The organism is Aliiglaciecola sp. M165 (assembly GCF_007197995.1).
In the GTDB taxonomy this organism is placed as follows: domain Bacteria; phylum Pseudomonadota; class Gammaproteobacteria; order Enterobacterales; family Alteromonadaceae; genus Aliiglaciecola.
The window spans coordinates 307672-327077 of the sequence record NZ_VKKH01000003.1 but is presented as its reverse complement, the minus strand read 5'-3'; the positions used below and the strand labels follow the sequence as shown (position 1 = coordinate 327077).

Here is a 19406-nt window from a genome sequence, read left to right as displayed (position 1 = left end):
AACATTAATCCTTCAACTGACCTCGCAATAGATTTGCACTGTTGGTGACGCTGGCTATGGTGCCCAATACACCGGCCACCGACGCAGCAATTATGTAAACAGACTCTCCGGACGTTAGGGCGATACCTCCAATTATCAGCACTATCATAACGCCAAGTGGGATCTTATAATTTTTCCAAATTCCGGCTTCACCATGCTGCACCAGTCGATTCAAGGTTGCATTGGTTTCAGCATGTAACACAAAATGCGCGAAACTTTGATTAATAATATCTAGGTGGCCTTTGCGAACTGTAATCAATCCGTTTAACGCTAAATGCTCGATCATTTGCGTATTAGCTGGATTCAGACGTTGCTGTTTTGCTAGATTCAATAATGCCAGTTTTTCAGCACTCGAGCAGGATTCCCATTTAAATCGATACAATGCTTCTGCATTTAACAGAATGTAATTGATTGTTGTCCAACGGCTTTCGAGATTGGCTTCTTCGTCTCGCTTCCAAACATATTGCCAGCCGTCCTCGTCAGATTGTTCAGGGAGGGGACGGTCAAGAAACTGTAATTCCGGAAACGCCGCAACTTCCTCGTGCAATAACTGCCAATCGATACCTTGCTGAAAACTTTCTGGCACAACCACTATAAAGTCCATTAAACATTCGGCCCATGATAAATATTCTGAGTGATCTAAGATAGAACTGTGATCTAGCATTAATGGGTCTTTCATTTTGACCCGTTGTAAACTGTGGAACCCCGCAAAAATAGTGAAACTGGCAAGTTGATTGGAAAGCGTTAAAGATTTAAATTCCATTATTAAGTCGAGAAGTAGTTGTCTAAAGCCACTTTTTTCCAAGCAGGTTTCAATATCCCATAGCTCCAAATGTAACAGCTGGGTGTCGGGATCTTTTTTCAAGTTAAGTTTCAGATTGGGAAGAAAACTGCCTTCTTTGCTAAATTTTTGTAAACACGGACTTTTTTCGAATAGCTCTTCAAATCCAGCTAATAAGCGATCAGAATGCTTATCCTGATTGTAGGTCATGGTTCTCAACAATAACGCCAAGCCAATACCATTGAGTTTTACCGTGTCACATTCGATTTTTAGGTTTTGGTTACGTTCTTCAAATTCCAACGTATTAACAGACTGCGTAAGTCTTTGTACGTGTTGTAAGAAACGTTCTGGACAATACAGCTTGTTCCACAGCACTCTGACATTGTATCTAAACCAAAACCACATGATTAAACTCAACAATCCCGCAAACAATAAGGTGGAAGTGATTAATTTGGTGGTGACGCCATTTTTAAAATGCTGTTCATCAGTGAAGGTTTGATAAGGTTGATAACCCGTTGCTAAGTCTTTATCCAGCAGATATATATTGATCCATTGCCACATATAGGTCGCGCCAAAGACAGAGCCAAGGCTAGGGTAGTCGTCAGGAGTCACTTGGGTTGAGTGATTAGTACACAATTGCTGAGATGACGAAGGGGCGCTCTGGTTACTATCAAGACCGGTTGCAGATTTATGCGTACTTTCGCCGATTAACCTGGCTCGCCAAGACGGATTGAGGGGTAACAAGTCCATAGGTGCTATGCGAGTGGAGGTAATTGAATTGGGATAGCGACTCAAACCGATAGTAACAAGCTCTTGGCGTTCGTAATTTAACCAGTTGCAGGCAAGTTGCTGATAATGAAAATCTAAACTTTTTTGTGGCGCGTCCGCAGTTTTCTGCAAATAAACAAAGTGAATTCCAACCGCGATTAATACGGCAATGATAAGGCGTCTTGATCCCAAGGTAGCGGTGTGAACTGTATTTTGATTCACGTCATTTAATGGATAGCAAAAATGATTGTAACACCCCTTGTAAACTACAAACGTAGCGATAAGAAGACCTACAACAGGTATCCACACCGACCAATTCCATTGATTTTGATAAAAAATCAGATCCTCTAAATTAAAACCAATAATGTACAAACTATACCCAGCGCTAAACAGTACGGAGCTGACGAGCATAACCAATCTGACATTAAGTTTAGCGGGAAGCTTTAGCTTTCGTTTCAAAGTGCTTGTCCAAACAAAATGTCTGACGCCATAAATAATCGCGATCATTGACGCGATCAACACGGCAAAAGTGGAGGCGACATATAAAAACTGATTGGTCATGAAGGTATCCAGACTATCGTCTGGATAAAAGACCACGACAGCCCATTTGTCTACCGCGGTATTGGTGACTGCAAATCGACCAGCCTGCCCATGATAGCTGCCGGTAATGAGATCATTTCCCAACTCTGGATAGTGGTCTAAACCGGCTCTTAACCACTTACTTAGAGGAGAGCGTGTGTCGCCTGAAAAATAAAGATTTTCCACCAGTGAACGGTTGCTGTCATTGTGGAACAACACTTCTCCACTGCTCCTATCAACCACCATATAAATAAAATCATAGGGTGGCGCCTGGCCGAGGGTAACAGAAGGCAGAATGACATCTGCGCCAATAATGTAATCAAAATTCGCTTTTTGCGTTTTGCTGTGATCATATATAGGCATAGAAATAGTTGTGCCTCGCGTGCCATTATTGACGTTAAGCAACCGCTGGATATACACATTGTTAAATTGAACGTATTCTTCGGTGGGATCAGTTTTCGAGACCGGAAGGGTGAGATCCCACCCTTGGTGATCGCGTACTTTTTTATAATAGTTTCTGTGCGACAAATTAACGGTTCTAGGTAGGGAATTACTCTCCTGGAAGTTCATTGAAGGTAACACTGAGCTGCCTTCACGGTTGAGTGCAAAAACCGATAAAATACTTTTTGGATCTCGTTTGGCTAGTGGATCGATTGAGGTTTCTAAAGATTTTTCAGGCTCCAATTCAACCAATTGATTATTGGAGTAAAAATCCAAGGTTGTCGTGCGCGATTTGGTCGATGTGTAGGCCTGCTGCATTACCGAAATAGCATGATCGTTGAGAGAAATATCAACATCCAAAGACTTCCCATCTTTTGCGTTGCAATCAATCTTTATTGGGTATTTCTTGTATGCAGTACTTGCCATGCTTGGCATTGAGCTGGCGTTTTCCCCGCCAGCACAAGATTTGCTATCTAAGGTGACAATTGCAGCTCCTATTGTCTCATTAAAATTCTGTATTTCGGTTTGTGGATAGCTGGTGTACTGCTCAGGTTTATCAGGTAAATCTTTTAGGGCTTTAAGAATGCCCAAATAAAAATCCCGATAACTTGCTAGTTGAGAAAATACATCGCCTAGGTCTTTAGCAAAGTTCTGGCTTAAGTACTGGCTATATTGTCTGGCCAAATCATCTTTTTCAATTTGCAACAAAGATTTTTGAAAGTATGCCAAGGTCATGGCGATGATCACTATGTAGAATAAATAACTCGCAGCATTTGTCATTACCCGATATGACCGAGTAATCGATTGGTTTTTTGGCAATAAATAAAGCCTTAACATGCACCAAATGAAGAATAAGCTGATTACTGTGACGACTAATACTGAAATGTTCCAATCATCGCTACCGCGGCTGGCCAGTTTATCTTGGGGCAATAAACCAACTAAATACAAACGGTCTAAAACACTAGTTTTGGATTCATTTTTTTGATCTAAAGGCGTGGCAAGAGAAAAGGGGAAAACGTAAACCCGAAAATCACCATACGAAATCTTCATATCAACATGATTGCTATAACTGGGCAGTGGCACGCGGGTTCCAGTCGATTGTTGTTCCTCTGGGTCTGTAAAATTGAGCTGAAATTGTTTGTTCTTGCGCTGGATTTGTTGATTGATACTGCTCAGTTCAACGATTGAAATGGTTCTTTCTCCCCCAACTCTTGCCAAGACATCACCGTTTTCGTTGGCAAATAAATATTGGCTAAAGCCCTTTTTGGGATCGGGCAATATATCTTCGAACGCCAGTTTTGCACTGAATTCAGGGGATTCCTTCGACGAAACAACTAAAGATTGCCCAACAATTTCGTATTTAAACGACTTTGCTGCGAGCTGTTTGGCATTGGAAATAGCCTCTCTGGAATAACTTGGAAGCAGAGAACGGATAGACGACACCCCTTCTTTGTAGCGGTGCATGCTATCAAGCTTAATTAAATTTTCATTAAACGAATTGGATGCCTCATATAGCACTCGATAATAATCATGATTGGATGAGCGATCTTTTCTACTTTGCAGGCCATAGTATGCCAGAACTCCTAATACGAGAACCAGCAATATGGCATATACCCACCATTTTCTGTTGGGTGTAGAAGCGGGCTGTTTAACGGATTCCGATGGCATAATATTTTTCCCTTACTTCAATTAAGGTTGCAAATGACTGATAAATCAAGAAAGAGGTGATAGTTTTTGCCATAATTAACGTAGTAGTAGATAAATAAGTCAAAAATTCCATTAAGGAAACTGAATGAGTCAGCTTAGCTCCGACGAATTTGTAGAGATCAGTAAACTGCAACCAGAAGAAAGGTTCGACTATGCATTGACGGCAATGGTTGAAAACAGAGAGTTGTGGGGGCTGTTCGGTGAAAATGGTTGGTTGTTATTGCAAGCAGAGGAAGATGCCTGTGTACCAATTTGGCCTCACGAGTCATTTGCCAAAGCATGGGAAAAAGATGATTTTCCTGATTGTACGCCGAAAAAAATTGACTTGGATGCCTGGTTAAATCAATGGCTGCCTGGCATGCAAAAAAACGGGACCCTCGTTTTGGTCTTTCCAATTGGCGATGACGAAGAGGGGATAATGCTTGAAGCTTCTGAGGTATTAGCCTGTTTTGCAGAGCAGATGGAGCAGTAGTCTATCGGCCCGGTACTTCTAAACGGGCCTCTTCATAAGAAGTTGAGCGATCAAAAAGTCGCAATAGACTTGCACTAACCAATAAAATCAAACCACCAAGCACGACGCTCCAGGTAGCGCCAACTAAGCTGACAATCCCACCGATAATCGCAATCAATGCATTGGCCAAATAAAAGGTAATGGTTAATAGGCCCATCAACTTCCCTTGGCCAAACTGCTCGTATCTGTCACTGAAATAGACCGGCAATAGTCCATTAAATACAGCAATTAACATTCCCATAAAGACAAAGTAGGGCAAAATCCAACTCATATTGACAAAAGGCGTGGCCAATAACAGGCAACCTGCCAGAACCAGTGCATATACAATGCTGCCTATTTTACCTAATGTATTGCGTATTCTTTCGAGCAACAACGAACTGGCAAGGACCATGCAAAGAGTCAAAACTGCTGTATGGTGGCCAATTTGAATGCTGCTAAAACTAAACACTTCGACTAACCAAACGGGATAAAATTCGTAAAAAGCGTTTAGGCCTAGGTTCATAACCAGCGCAAGAACAAACACTTTTTGTAAGGCTTTGTGGTGTAACAACCGCAACGAGTTGTGCTGGTATAATAAATGAAAAAATCGATGTTGAGGGTCGGTTGTGGACTGAGAGGTTTCACTTATTAATGTTACTGTTAAGATCGCGGATACCATTAACGCGATTGTTGCTGCAAAAAACGCAGTATGCGCTCCCAGAAGCATTAAATATCCTCCCGCCAATGGTCCTACAAGCCAGCCGACATAGCCCGCTGCGTATGTCCATGAAAACGCTCTTGTCTTATCGATTACCGGGTGCAGATCTGCTGCGATGGCTCGGGCAATGGAAACGTTACCACTAAATAAGCCTGTGACAAATCGAGCAAATACAAACATCAAATAATCTTGTTGGAGCAAAGCGTAACCGCACAACACATAACCCAGAGCACTCAGAGATATTGAACCCGCCAACGTCCACTTTCTGCCGTAGCTATCTGATAATGCGCCTAAAAACGTAGAGCCGATCAATGCACCCACGGGGAAAGCGGCAAGCACAATCGCCAGCAATATCTTCGGTGGAAATTGTAGGAAATGATTGAAGTCGTTAAGCGGCGCGTCGACAAAAAGTGGTGCAAGAATCGGATAAGGAAGTGCGATCCCTGCCATACTGAGCATACTGATGAACATCATCGATATAAGAATTATGTATGCTTTAGAATTTGACATGAAACCTCTATTTTTAACGTCGGAAAAGAAAAACCAATGTGATTATTTTGAACTCTCAGCGTACAATACTCACTAAACTACCTGCTTCATAACTGATTTTCTCAAAATATTTAAAGGTAATATGAAAGACACTTCCTTACGCACGTTTTTTCCTTTTTTTGAGCAATCTCAAAATTCTTCGATCATCTATTTTGACAATGCGGCCACCACCCATAAGCCTCAATGTGTGATTGACGCTATTCAGGATTTTTATTTGCATAAAAATGCCAACGTGCATCGCTCGTCATTTTCCCTAGCTAGTAATACAACCAACGAGTTTGAACAAGCAAGGCGCAATATAAGCACTTTTTTAAACGCAAGCTGTGCAGAACAGATAGTTTTTACAAAAGGTGCGACGGAGAGCATTAATCTTGTTGCTAAAGCACTTGCTGATGCAGATATTGAAGAAGGTGGTCGTATATTACTCTCTGCGACAGAACATCACGCTAACCTTGTGCCATGGCAGCAACTAGCACAGAAGAAAAAACTCTTTTTAGACATTATTCCCGTAGACAAAAAGGGTATATGGGATGTTGCAAAGGGATTGACGCTGCTAAATGAAAAGACCTGTGTCGTTGCGCTGGGAATGGTATCTAACGCATTAGGTAGTATCCAACCCATCGAGGCTTTCCTCAAAAAGGCCAAATTGATGGGGGCGTTAACGCTGGTCGATGCCGCACAGGCTGTGGCGCATATGACCATTGACGTTAACGCACTGGATTGCGACTTTTTGGCGTTTAGTTCACACAAAATGTATGGACCCACAGGGGTGGGGGTGCTTTATGGAAAAAAAGCAGCACTGGAAAAGTTGCCGATATTTCTAAGTGGCGGTGAAATGATTGAAAAAGTAAGCTTCAAGGATGCCAGCTTTCAAATCGCGCCATTCAAGTTCGAGGCAGGAACACCAAATATAGAGGGCGTTTTTGGCCTTAATGCGGCTATCAATTTTATCTGCGAGCATCGACAGCTGATCACCGATCACGAAGCACGGCTAATTGCGCACCTTCGACAAAAAGTTACTCAGTTTGAAGATTTAGTCGTTTATGGTGATACCAATAAAAGCATTTCAACTTTATCATTCCGAGTTGATGGGTATCATTCTCAAGACATCGCCATTCTTCTTAATGAACAGAATATCGCGTTGAGAGTAGGGCACCACTGTGTGATGCCTTTAATGGATTCACTTGGTATTTCCGGTACATTACGGATTTCGTTGGCGTGTTATAACACTATTGAAGAAATAGACTTTTTTGTAAATGCGCTAGAAAATGTTTTAGCGCAAATACAGTCGAGTGAATTATCAAATCAAGCCGTTGTTAAACAAAACACAAAACATGCTCCAAATTCAATTGCTGAAACATTGCTAGCCGCCAGAGGATGGGATGCGGTTTATCGTCAAATAATGCTCGCTGGCAAGCAATTACAACGATTAGATGCTTCGTTGAAAACGCCACAAAATGAGGTGTTTGGGTGTGAATCTCAAGTTTGGTTAAAGGCGACACTACATTCAAATCAAACCATGAGTTTTGAGGCAGATGCAACAGGTAAAATTGTTCGTGGATTACTTGCGATATTGATAGAACCCATACAAAATCAACCTAAAATATTTATTGCTCAGTTTGATTTTAAAAAATATATTGAGCATCTGAGTCTGTCTCAACACCTCAGCGACTCCAGAGGAAATGGAATAATGGCCGTAGTTAAAACCATTCATTCACTCGCACAGTAATATCGCTTTATCTTAGTAAGGCTTTATATCCAATTTAGCCAATCTTTTAATGATTATTTAGTCGGAAACGCAAATGTCACAAGAAAATGATGTCAAATTACTTGCTCGCAACCTTAAGCTTGTCGATTTCGACGATATCCGCAACATTATGGAGAGGGTCTATCCAAACTTAGGTGGCTCAATAACCAAGAAACGTTTTGTTGCGATGCTCAAGACATTCAAAGATGGACAAATCTGTATTGAAGATGACGGTAAAGTGGTTGCTGCAGCATTTTCTGTCATTGTCGACTATGACAAATTTGGTGACGAACATACCTATGATGAAATTACCGGAGATGCCTATCTAACCACTCACGATCCCAATGGCGACGTGCTGTATGGCATAGAAGTTTTTGTTGATCCAGATTATCGAAACTTGAGGCTTGGTAGGCGCTTGTATGAAGCGAGAAAAGAACTGTGCCAAAGCTTAAATCTACGCGCGATTATATTGGGCGGGCGAATTCCCAATTACACAAAACACAGTCATGAGATGTCGCCACAAAAATATATTGAATCAGTTAAGCGTCGAGATTTGTACGATCCCATATTAACCTTTCAGTTGTCGAATGATTTCGAAGTAAAGCGAGTATTAAAAGGATATTTGCCCGAAGACAAAGAATCTGAAGGCTATGCAACCTTACTCGAGTGGTTCAATATTTACTATGAACCCACCAAACGAAAACTATTTGGGCGAAAAAAGGATGTGGTGAGAATAGGTTGCGTGCAGTGGCAAATGCGTGAAATGGCAAGTCTGGCAGAGTTGCTTCAGCAATTTGAGTATTTTGTTGATGCATTGTCAGATTATCGCAGCGATGTGGCACTATTTCCGGAGTTTTTTAATGCGCCATTAATGGGCTTAGGCGATCAAAGCTCTTCAATTGAAGCAATAAAGCATTTGGCTACTTACACCCAAGATATCATCACCGAAGTGTCAAAGATGGCAGTCAGCTACAACATCAATATCATTGCTGGATCTATGCCGTTGATCGAGGATAATTTGCTGTATAACGTTGCATATATTTGCAAACGTGATGGTACGATCGAATCTCAGTACAAACTACATCCAACGCCTTCTGAGAAGAAAGATTGGGCGATGGAAGGTGGCGACCGCCTTACGTTGTTCGATACTGACTTCGGTCGAATAGGGATTTTAATTTGCTATGACGTGGAGTTTCCGGAACTAGCACGCTTACTTAGCGAAGAAGAAATGCAAATACTTTTTGTGCCGTTTTGGACAGATACTAAAAACGGTTATTTACGTGTAAAACGTTGCGCGCAAGCCAGGGCCATTGAAAACGAGTGTTATGTGGCGATTGCAGGCAGTATTGGAAACTTACCCAAAGTTGACAATGTTGATATCCAATATGGGCAAACCGCAGTATTTTCGCCTTCTGATTTTGCATTTCCTCATGACGCAGTTATGGCAGAAACAACACCTAACACTGAGATGACGCTAATCGTTGATGTCGACCTGGATAAACTTCAAATATTGCAAAACACCGGTTCAGTACGAAACTTTTTAGACAGACGCCGTGATCTGTATCACATTGAGTGGTTAGGAGAACAGAGCATTAAAAAATGATGCAAAGCTGAGCTAACTTCATCTCAACTCGGATTGAGCAACCTTGGGATTGATTAGGTTGCTTTATTTCGATTTTTGGCTTCAATCCATTGAGCCATATATTGCGTACTTTTCATTGAGTGATGTTGCAACATTCTTCCGGTAAAGTTGTTCAGCCGGTGAGTTGTTAAGTGTTGTTTTGTTTGTGAAATGCGCTGCCATAGCGCTTTAGAATGAATGGCGAAATCAAAGTTTGCAGACAATAGCTTTGTTGTTTTTGCTGAGGCAATACGCCATTGTTTTGCATCGCTATACAAGGTCGTCGCAGCGTTAGAAAAGGCTTCTGGTGAGTCTGCTATTAATCCAGGCCAGTTAACTTTTTCTGCCATGCCTTGTGCACCCATTGAGGTAGTGACACTGGGCGTATAGGTCATCATTGCATCCGTCAGCTTGCCTTTGAGACCTGCGCCAAAACGCAAAGGCGCTAATAACACTCTAGCGTTTTCTAACATTTTTTGCGCATCATTTACCCAACCATCGACATAAAAACCTTTTTTTGGATTGTGTAATTGTGTGGCTTTTGGCGGCGGGTAAGCGCCAAATACGTGCAATTCAGCGTCAGGAAGCTGTTTTCGAATAAGCGGCCAAATTGTATTGTTTAGGTACAATACTGCGTCCCAATTTGGAGCATGGCGAAAATTACCTATACTGACAAAATGTTGCCTTTGTTCGTAGAGAAGTGCCTGCTTCGAGCGAGTCGCCAATTCCAACATAAAAGGGCAATAATGGAGCAAACACTGGGGTACGCTAAAATCGTCTGTCAGAATATTCATTTCGTATTGAGAAATGATAAGTGTCAAGTCACTGCGATAAATAGCGGCGATTTCTCTTAATGCTAAATCAGATTGTTGGATATCATTTTGACAGTCTAGAAGTGATGTATTTTTTTGCGTTTGATGACGGGAATGACGCAAAAAATGTAAGTCTTCTGTGTCGAGTATACGCAATGCATTTGGGCATTGGGCTGCGACTCGCCAGCCGAACTGCTCTTCCATCATAAATCGGTCAAATAACACATAGTCGGGGTTCAGCTGTTCAATGAACTTATCAAATGATGAACAGTTCAAGGCGATGGATACCTCGTCAATGCCTAGAGTTGTCAGGTCATATTTGTGCTCTCCCAGGCTTGCTGGACTGGCGAAAGTAATATCGATCCCTTGCTGTAGAAACATCTTGAGTAAACTTAACATATGTTTACCCGCTGCCGAGGAGTTAGGCTCGGGCCAAACATAGCCTATAACCAACAAACGCTCGGTTGCGCTTTGCTTCGCTATGTTGTTTTGTTGTTTGTAATCAGGCATCTACAAAGTCTGTCAAATAATTCACATTGATCATATCGCTATGCACCGGCGGGGGAAAGCCTTATCATTGTGTAATGGTCTTATTACAGTGCGATTCGTACATGCTATTCATAAGTGCTAGGGAACATGTATGCCAAGTCATCTGATTTTTGGAGCAGGGTTAATTGGTTGTTATCTGGGAGCGGCTATAGCTCAGAAAAACATCCCAGTGACCTTATTATGCCGCGCCAAAGTCCGTCAAAAATTGCGTGAAGGCTTACTGCTCAGCGATTATCTCGATCATACAGCAAGTATTAAAAATTTAATCTTTCACCACGCATCTGACACGGCAAGCACAAATAATTTTGATTTTGTATGGTTAACCGTCAAGTGCACAGGGGTAGAAAGCGCCAGCGCAGAGCTTGGGCCTTTTGTTGGCGACAATACAGTTATCATTTGTTGCCAAAACGGGCTCGGCTCAGAACTGATAGTCAAACAACGTTTTCCAAACAATATTGTCTTGCGGGCGATGGTTCCATTTAATGTTGTAGAAATGAAAGATGGGCATTTTCACCGAGGCTCCGAGGGGGCACTGACAATAGAATCACTAAATTCATCGAAACCTTGGTTAAGCGAATTGATCTCAAGTATTCAAAGTGATTTATTACCGGTCAATTCCAATGCACAGATGGATGCTTTATTGTGGGCGAAATTACAGTTAAATTTAGGTAACAGTATCAATGCGTTAGCAGATATACCGGTGAAGGCTATGCTTGAGCAAAAACATTATCGTTTAGTGATTGCTGCCATGATGGATGAACTTTTAGCAGTCACTGACGCGCTTAATATCACGTTGCCAAAAGTGACGGCTTTGTCAGGTCACTTGATACCAAAAGTGTTGCGATTACCTAATTTCTTATTTAAGTTGATAGCCAACAAAATGTTGGCCATCGATCCCAACGTGCGAACTTCGATGTGGTGGGACGTTTCTCAAGGTAAACCAACCGAAATCGATCATCTCAATGGTGCAATTATCGAACAGGCAAATGCGCTGGACATCGAATGCCCGTGTAATCAGGTTATTGTCAATTTAGTGAAAAGCTTAAGAAAAATTGAGCCTGAACAGGAAAAAAAATCCTACACAGCTAAACAGCTTTATGGTTTAGTTTGCAAAAAATAAGCTTTTTCGTTATCCGTATTAATACATTCGTTGCGCTTTGATAATCGTAAGTTTGCGCTTTTTTAATTAAGTTAACTACACTAGTAATTATGTTTGCGAAATGGAGAACAAAACGTGCATGCGCTTGACTATGCTTCTGAAGCAAAAGACATTTTTGTACTGCCTGATGCTGTTTTACAGATAAAGCGCCTCATTGATGATCATGCAACTGACATGGAAGACATTGCCGCGTTGATCAATTTCGACCCGGCTTTGACAGTGCAATTGCTCAAAATCGCCAACAGTGCTCTGTATAAATTCCCAAGACAAATCGATTCGATTACCAAGGCCATTCAAGTTATCGGCACAAATTCAGTCTATGATCTTGTGGTTGCATGTAGTATCTGCAAGACCTTTGAGGAAGTAAATCGCGACGTTGTAGATTTGGAACGTTATTGGGAAAACGCCGTTTACTGCGGTTTGCTAAACAAATATTTTGCTGAAAAATTGGGGATCAAAGAGTCTGAACGTTTGTTTGTTTCCGGACTGTTGCATAATGTAGGTGAGCTAGTGATGATCCGTTTCAATCCAGAAATGGCACAAAAATGCTCGCTAATCAATGAAACAGAAACCCCATTGATGTTGCAAAAAAGACATCTGGGCGCGACTTATGCTGATATTGGTGCGACATTAGTGAAAATGTGGGGCATTCCTAAAGCAATCTACCAGCCGATTAGTAACCAGCATTTTTCGATTACCAAACCAACGAGTTTGGACGACAAAATCATGCAATTGAGCTATGTCATGGCGTTAGACAATTGTAACCCTGAAATCTACTCTGGGCATGCTAACCTAGAAATTGAGATGTATGAAGAGCTAGGGTTTGACGATGAAGACCTCACTAGCGCCCTTAACCATGTGGGTATGCAAAGCCTGAGTGTTTTAGCGATGTTTAGTCCCAGTTCGACGGCCGTGCTTTAGTCAAAAATACCCACAGTTTGTCTGCTTAGCGCGATGAGTTGACCGTGTTGATCCCAGATGTTGGCCTCAGTGTGCGCATAACCATCGGCCGCTTGTCTTGTTCTAGCTTGGTAAGCCATCCAATTCGTTGCCTTAAATACCTTATGAGGGTGAATAAACTCGATATTCCAGGTCATGGTGCTGGCAGGGGCTGGCCATCGTAACAGTTGTAAAACTGTCGGCGGCCAAGCATCGATTAAACATATCAAATGGGCGTCACTGATGGAGCCCGGCGCTTTTTTAAAACGCATCCAGCCGTCAATGAGGCTTACTTTACTGCCAGTGAAGGGGAGGCCTCCTTGTTCGATTGCCAAGTCAAAATGACGTAAAAATTTAGGCGTTACTTTTGGTATTTGAGGTAAAAACTTCGCTTTGGCAGGCACCTGCATTTGATGGGTGTCTTGATTGATGACATTGACTTTGGATTCTCTGGCAACGCCAAAACATATCTGGCAGAGCAGGCAGACTTTTTCGTTTTGAATAGCCTTAGCCAAAACTTGCGTGGCATTCTTACCTTGTCTGAGTATTTCAACATCTATCGTGAATGGCGTTTCGGCCTCTAAAGGACCAACAAAACTGCAATTGAACGAGCGCATAACACGATCATCACTAAGTTGCTGTTTAACGGCTGCATAAACCATAGCGGCTGACAATCCGCCAAATGCGGTTCGACCCTGAGTCCACTCTTTTGGGATGCTCAAATGAGGTTGTTGGTCTTTGTCTTCGCTATGGAGCGTGGCTTGTTGTAGAAGTTGATCGATAGTCATTTTAGTCATCTTTTACTATTTCAGTATGTTATAACGCCTAACTGGTCCGATGTCCAATGGGTTTAGAGGTTTTAACGCATGGATTTCAAAAAAGATCAGGCTTAAATATTGATTCACTATCATTCTTGTTGATGATATTTATTTTATTTACAAATGGTTAACAACTTTGCTTGTTTATTTATACGGCACACCATTAGTATAAAATTAATCTCAACAGGAACAGAGAATCTCTATGTCTCAAACTGAACAAGTGTCTGAACAAAGCTCGCAATCAGATCTACCAGCAGAAAAAACTGAAGTCAGCAATAAATACAGGATGTATGTGCTTTTTATTCTCACTTTAGTTTACGCATTTAATTTCATTGACCGGCAAATTATTGGCATATTGTCACCATTGATTAAAGAGGATTTGGGCTTAGATGATGCTCAGCTTGGCTGGCTAAAAGGGATCTATTTCGCGTTACTTTACACGATTGTCGGTATTCCAATCGCCTGGCTTGCTGACCGCTACAGCCGAGTAAACATTGTGGCAATTTCGTTAACAATGTGGAGTGGCTTTACCGCACTTTCTGGTCTCGCTACCAATTATCTTCAACTTGCACTGGCCCGAATAGGGGTTGGAATCGGCGAAGCTGGCGGCAGTCCTCCTTCTCATTCGATGATTTCCGATCTTTTTCCAAAGGAAAAACGTGCTAAGGCGTTGGCTATTTATTCTTTGGGGATCCCATTTGGGGTGATGCTAGCGTTTTTTGCTACGGCTTTTCTTATCAAAGGAGGAAACGCTGATTGGCGTGTTGTCATGCTAAGCGTTGGAATTCCAGGGATCATCCTCGCCATTATTCTAAAATTGACGGTTAAAGAACCTAAGCGCGGCGGTGACAATTCCGCAGCAAACCTAGAACAGGTGCCGTTCAAACAGGCATTAAAGACCTTGTTGACTATCCCATCTTGGTGGGGAATGTGCCTGGGAATTTCATTTGGCTCATTTGGTAATTATGCGATATCGACGTGGATAATTGATTTTTATGTTCGAGCCCATGTTGGAATCGATTTTGCCAACTTATTAATAATAATGGGTATTATCAATGGCACTGCCTATGCGTTGGGCGTCTGGATAGGCGGCTTTTTGGTTGATAAATGGAGCGTAAAAACTAAAAAAGCTTATGGGTATGTTCCTGCATTAATGCTGATCATTGGTACGCCTGCACTTTTCTTTGGTTTGTATGTTGAGAGCTTAAGTTTATCTTTGATTATGATGACCATTTTGTTGTTTACAACAGGCTCAAATTTGGGGCCCTCATTCGCACTCGCGCAAACGCTAGCACCAGTAAAAGTCCGTGCTATGTCGACAGCATTGTTTTTCTTTGTGTTAAACATCATTGCCTTGGGCGGCGGGCCTACTTTTGTCGGAATACTAAGTCAAAGTTTAACTGAAACCCATGGAACAGTTGAGGCGCTGAGAATAGCCATGACCTGGCTGATTGTGCCTTATATTTTGTCAATACTGGCGTTTTTCTGGACTTCAACGCGCGTCACAAAAGACTGGGAGAATGCAGAGCAGCGAAACGGTTGATAACGAACCGCATATAGAATTAGCCAGTCAGCTACAAAGTAAAACAGGCAAAAAAAAGCCGCTCCGGGGAGGAGCGGCTATAACCATCTAAGGACGGGAAAGTACCACTAAGTATCAAAGGAAATTTTTACTGCTTTGGCTACACAAGCCAAAACGCTTAATCTGTAAGGTGCGCCACCTCTGCCGCTTCACTCTCTGAAGATTTCGACTCCAGGTTACTTGGCGTGTTGTTCAGCAACTGCAAACCGTTACAACTACTCAAATTAAAGTGTTGTGATAGCATATCTGAATACGCTTGTTGCCCTTCGGTATTTGCGCCAACAACATTGTTTGACGAGGCTCGCTCTGCTTTCTCGCAAACGGTTTGAACCGATGCTGTGATACTCGCATTTGCTGCGCCACTTAGGGTCAAAGCTAAAACGCTTGCTGTTGCAAGGATCTTTGCTGAATGCTTCATGTTGACCTCTCTTGACCGAATTGCTTAATTAACTTGAGGCAAGTTTGTCCTAAGCAGAAAAAGAAATAAATCACCAAGATGATACTCAGGTATGCAATGACATACCTTAATTGCGATTTAACTATCTGCGATATTACTAAACGGATAGCAGATATCGTTAGTGAGGGGAACGTTACGGACCATTCCCCCCTACGAGACTTAATTTCAACTTGTAGATAAATTAGCTATTTGAGTTTGAGAGTTGATGATTTAACAAGGCTTTTTCTTCGTCGTTAGCATATTTTTCATCCCACTCCTTGAGTTTGGGTTTCATTAGCTTAAACCACAAAGGTGGGATCATAGTGATGAATATAGTTGCTAGGTAACCGCTGATCATCGTAGGTGCTTGTGGATAAGGTTTAAGTTGATGATAGGGCAGTTGACCATGAGCGTGGTGGTGAGAATGCCGAGATAAATTAAACATAGCCCATGAGCTGATTTTTTTATTAGTATTCCAGCTGTGTCTTGGCTCAACACGTTTTTTCGGGTTTCTGACCATTCCATAATGTTCCATGTAGTTAACAATCTCTAACATGGCCTTGGCCCATAATGCGCTTAACGTGAAAAACAATACACCTGCCCATTTTGCAATAGTGTAAGAGAGCAAAAGCAGGACAATGCTCATTAAATATCCTCTAAGGCACACATTGTGATGGCTGAAAACGTTTTGTCCTTTGCGTATTAATCGTTGTTTTTCAATATTCCAGGCACTGATATTTCCTTTGATTGTTGAAAGCACAATGTGCTGGTAGACATTTCTGCCCCGTGGTGCCGTCGCGGGGTCTTCGGCCGTTGCGACATATCTGTGGTGGCCGTAAACATGTTCAACGGAGAAGTTTGCATCGAAACTAAACGCGAGTAACCATCTTCCTACCGTTACTGAGCCTGGGCTATAGGTACGATGTACAAGCTCATGACCGGTCACTGTGCCTATAGTTGAAACCATAAGTCCAACAAAAAATATTGCCACTACATGATGCCAGGTGTGTGTATTTTCCCTTGCTAAAAACAAATCATAACCGAATGTGCTTTGCAAAAACTGACCGAAGCCTAGAGGATCCTGGCTGCTGATATGCCACAGACTAATAAACAAAAGGATAAATAGTAAAGGTAAGGCAATAAATAATTGCAAGTCTAAAAGCCACTTATTCCTATAGCCTGGGATCGTAGTGTCATCACCCAACAAAGCATCACCAGCAATGATAAAGAAGGTTATCGCAACATACCCGTATACAATCCAGTGTTGAGCAAAGAACAGTGCTGCAATGGTAATCAGAGTTAGCACATGAAACAGGCTAAATTTAATATAGTGCATCATTTTTATTACCTTGTTGTTCTATTCGTTAGCATCATCCAGCGAAATGACGACGTCTGTTTTTACTGTGCTTTGACAAGCAAGAATTACGTTGTTGTCTATTTCTTCAGGTAATAACGCATACTCGAAGGTATCAAGTTGGCGAATTTGCCCGTCGGTCAACGTGCATTTGCAATGACCACAACTGCCAACGCGGCAATCAAACGGAAAATCTAAACCGGCGAATAAAGCCGCGTCCAATATTGGTTGACCTTTTTCAACCTCAAACGTTTTGTCATTAAGCGTCACAGTTTTCATAGCACCTCACTTTTGAAACAGTGTAATCAATTATGGATTCAGACAAGAGAGCTTATCTTGTCATATCGGAGTCATTTATTGACAAAGTGTTCACAATTGGTTTACATGTGGGTATGAATTTATTGAAGGATACTTTTTAGTGAACAATGCCAATCTGCCACTCCATTACATCGGGCAGATTCAACAGTATTTAGAATCAAATGAAATCGACACTAAATCCTGGCTTAAACAAGTTAACTTGAGTGCAGAGGATGTCATTCAAGATCAAAAGCTGCTGACCTATGAACAGTACGAAAAGTTGATACTTAGTGCAATTGCCTTGTCTGGTCAGCCACATATGGGTCTTATGTTAGGCAAACGTTTGTCAATCAATACCCACGGTGCACTGGGGCTTGCGCTGCTTAGTTGTCAAAACATTCGGCAAGTTTTAAGTGTGTTTGAACGCTTTGTGACCACTCGTACACCTTTGGTAGCGATTGAGTTAGACGATCAGATGGAACACCTTCGCATTATCATGCATGAACGTGTGGATTTGAGTCATATCCGAGCCTGTTTTTTTGAAGTGATGGCTGTCACCATCGATAATATTCTTAATACTGTGTTGCCTGAAAAATCCGTGCTATTGAGGATCGAATTTCCATTTGAGAGACCTGAGTACGCCGCACAGTATACTCAAACGTTTTGTTGCCAAACAGAGTTTGATGCACCACAAGCCATATTGGTTTTGGATAAAAACTCATTGGATGCGCCATTGATCCATGCTGATGAACATGCGTTCTATCAGGCGAAAAAAATGTGTGAAGCGGAATTGCAGCGGGTAATTAACAGTGGCTCCCTTGCTTGGAAAATTAAGAGCCTGTTGATGAATAGCCGAGAACATTTCTTGAGTCTTGAACAAGTCAGCAGTGCGTTAAACCTGACACCAAGAACCTTACATCGAAGATTGATTGCTGAGGGGACTAGTTTTAAACAGATATTAGAGGAAGTGAGAGCCGTGCTGGCCAAACAATATATCATTTCACATAGACAAAGCACTAAACAGGTTGCCTATAATTTAGGCTATTCTGACGTTGCAAATTTTAGACGTGCATTCAAACGTTGGTACGGTATCTCACCTAGTGAACTACGCAACCAATGATTTTAGAAGTATTTTCAAAAAAGGGTCGCAAATGACCAAACCAGTGACACTTCATTTTGCTCATGCAAACGGTTTTCCTGCCAGTAGCTACAGGAAACTCTTTTCATATTTGGAAGGGCAGTTTTCGATTATTGCATTGGAGAAATTTGCCCATAATCCTGCATTTCCTGTCGATCAGGACTGGTCAAACCCAGTGAAAGAACTGAGCCAATATTTGCAGGAAAATAGCGAAGAACCTGTGTATCTAGTTGGCCACTCATTTGGTGCGGTGGTGTCTTACATGACAGCCTGTAAGTTTCCGCAAATGGTTAAAGGGTTGATTATGCTGGATCCGCCGCTGATCACGGGATTAACCAGCATGGTGGTGAGAAGCATAAGAAAAACGCCATTGTTTGATCGCCTGACACCTGCCCATCAAACCCTCAATCGTTGCACGTCATGGCCAAAAGGCACGAATTTAATAGAGTATTTTCAAAACAAAACATTATTTAAAGATATGCACCCAGAATCCATAGCAAATTATGTGGACGCGGCAATTGAGAGTCACGAGTCTGGGCATTCACTGAGTTTCGACCATAACGTCGAGGCAAATATATTTCGAACCATACCGCTTAATATTCATCGTTTTTATGGCAAGTTGCAGGTTCCTGCAAAGCTTATAACAGGGCAACACACTACTGTCTGTCGGCCCAAAAGGATCGCACCATTTATCAAATACAATCAGCTTGAGCATCAGGAGATTGCAAACGGAGGGCATATGTTTCCTCTTGAGCAGCCCGAAGAAGTTGCTCAACTCATTGCACAAACAATTGATCGTTGGGAAGATATTGCAGTGAATTAGAATATTGAATAGAACGCCCGCAAGTATTGACGGGCGCTTCATAATATCGTTGAAAAATG

At 41.9% G+C, this 19406-nt stretch carries 15 protein-coding genes; 8 read left to right on the top strand and 7 right to left on the bottom strand.

Translation table 11 applies throughout. The features are described 5' to 3' along the window. Positions 1–4: 4 nt before the first annotated feature. The gene (locus FM019_RS07030; protein WP_143835213.1) at positions 5–4276 is read right to left on the bottom strand and encodes a hypothetical protein; all 4272 of its coding nucleotides are present in this window, start codon (positions 4274–4276) and stop codon (positions 5–7) included. A 124-nt stretch (positions 4277–4400) separates the two neighbouring features. On the opposite strand from FM019_RS07030, the gene FM019_RS07025 reads away from it, so the two are divergent. Then, positions 4401–4787: a DUF2750 domain-containing protein gene (locus FM019_RS07025; RefSeq protein ID WP_143835212.1), complete on the top strand. Its 387-nt coding sequence runs from the start codon at positions 4401–4403 to the stop codon at positions 4785–4787. Position 4788: 1 nt separating this feature from the next. Here FM019_RS07025 and FM019_RS07020 read toward each other — a convergent pair whose 3' ends face one another. Continuing rightward, positions 4789–6033: an MFS transporter gene (locus FM019_RS07020; protein WP_143835211.1), complete on the bottom strand. Its 1245-nt coding sequence runs from the start codon at positions 6031–6033 to the stop codon at positions 4789–4791. Positions 6034–6154: 121 nt separating this feature from the next. Between FM019_RS07020 and FM019_RS07015 the strand changes: the two genes are divergently transcribed. Further along, on the top strand, positions 6155–7801 hold the full coding sequence (locus tag FM019_RS07015; RefSeq protein ID WP_143835210.1) for a SufS family cysteine desulfurase: 1647 nt from the start codon (positions 6155–6157) through the stop codon (positions 7799–7801). A gap of 73 nt (positions 7802–7874) precedes the next feature. Beyond that, positions 7875–9422 (top strand): bifunctional GNAT family N-acetyltransferase/carbon-nitrogen hydrolase family protein, encoded by a 1548-nt coding sequence (locus FM019_RS07010; protein ID WP_143835209.1) that lies wholly within the window; start codon positions 7875–7877, stop codon positions 9420–9422. 53 nt (positions 9423–9475) lie between these two features. Here FM019_RS07010 and FM019_RS07005 read toward each other — a convergent pair whose 3' ends face one another. Next, entirely contained in the window at positions 9476–10762 is a 1287-nt protein-coding gene (locus tag FM019_RS07005) for a glycosyltransferase (protein WP_143835208.1), read from the bottom strand. A 130-nt stretch (positions 10763–10892) separates the two neighbouring features. Here FM019_RS07005 and FM019_RS07000 point away from each other — a divergent pair, with 130 nt between their 5' ends. Both FM019_RS07000 and FM019_RS06995 read left to right on the top strand, forming a co-directional pair. Next, positions 10893–11921, top strand: coding sequence for a 2-dehydropantoate 2-reductase (locus FM019_RS07000; RefSeq protein WP_143835207.1), 1029 nt, complete (start codon positions 10893–10895; stop codon positions 11919–11921). A 114-nt stretch (positions 11922–12035) separates the two neighbouring features. After that, a complete protein-coding gene (locus FM019_RS06995; protein ID WP_143835206.1) occupies positions 12036–12881 on the top strand; it encodes an HDOD domain-containing protein in 846 nt (281 codons plus the stop codon). On the opposite strand, the gene FM019_RS06990 is transcribed toward FM019_RS06995, so the two are convergent. Continuing rightward, positions 12878–13687: an acyl-CoA thioesterase II gene (locus tag FM019_RS06990; RefSeq protein WP_143835303.1), complete on the bottom strand. Its 810-nt coding sequence runs from the start codon at positions 13685–13687 to the stop codon at positions 12878–12880. The two genes, FM019_RS06995 and FM019_RS06990, sit on opposite strands and share 4 nt — an antisense overlap. A 232-nt stretch (positions 13688–13919) precedes the next feature. Between FM019_RS06990 and FM019_RS06985 the strand changes: the two genes are divergently transcribed. Further along, positions 13920–15260, top strand: coding sequence for a spinster family MFS transporter (locus tag FM019_RS06985; RefSeq protein WP_143835205.1), 1341 nt, complete (start codon positions 13920–13922; stop codon positions 15258–15260). A 157-nt stretch (positions 15261–15417) separates the two neighbouring features. Here the strand turns inward: FM019_RS06985 and FM019_RS06980 are convergent, their stop codons facing one another. The 3 genes from FM019_RS06980 to FM019_RS06970 all read right to left on the bottom strand — a co-directional run bounded on the left by FM019_RS06980 (position 15418) and on the right by FM019_RS06970 (position 17368). Continuing rightward, positions 15418–15717 carry a hypothetical protein gene (locus tag FM019_RS06980; RefSeq protein ID WP_143835204.1) on the bottom strand — a complete coding sequence of 100 codons (300 nt, stop codon included), beginning with the start codon at positions 15715–15717 and terminating at the stop codon, positions 15418–15420. A 220-nt stretch (positions 15718–15937) separates the two neighbouring features. Next, positions 15938–17074, bottom strand: a complete 1137-nt coding sequence (locus FM019_RS06975; RefSeq protein ID WP_185969217.1) for an alkane 1-monooxygenase — start codon at positions 17072–17074, stop codon at positions 15938–15940. A gap of 18 nt (positions 17075–17092) precedes the next feature. Then, positions 17093–17368 (bottom strand): 2Fe-2S iron-sulfur cluster binding domain-containing protein, encoded by a 276-nt coding sequence (locus FM019_RS06970; protein ID WP_143835202.1) that lies wholly within the window; start codon positions 17366–17368, stop codon positions 17093–17095. A 139-nt stretch (positions 17369–17507) separates the two neighbouring features. Between FM019_RS06970 and FM019_RS06965 the strand changes: the two genes are divergently transcribed. After that, positions 17508–18506 carry an AraC family transcriptional regulator gene (locus FM019_RS06965; RefSeq protein ID WP_143835201.1) on the top strand — a complete coding sequence of 333 codons (999 nt, stop codon included), beginning with the start codon at positions 17508–17510 and terminating at the stop codon, positions 18504–18506. Positions 18507–18537: 31 nt separating this feature from the next. After that, complete coding sequence (locus FM019_RS06960; protein ID WP_143835200.1) at positions 18538–19347, top strand: alpha/beta fold hydrolase; 810 nt, start codon at positions 18538–18540, stop codon at positions 19345–19347. Positions 19348–19406 lie beyond the last annotated feature (59 nt).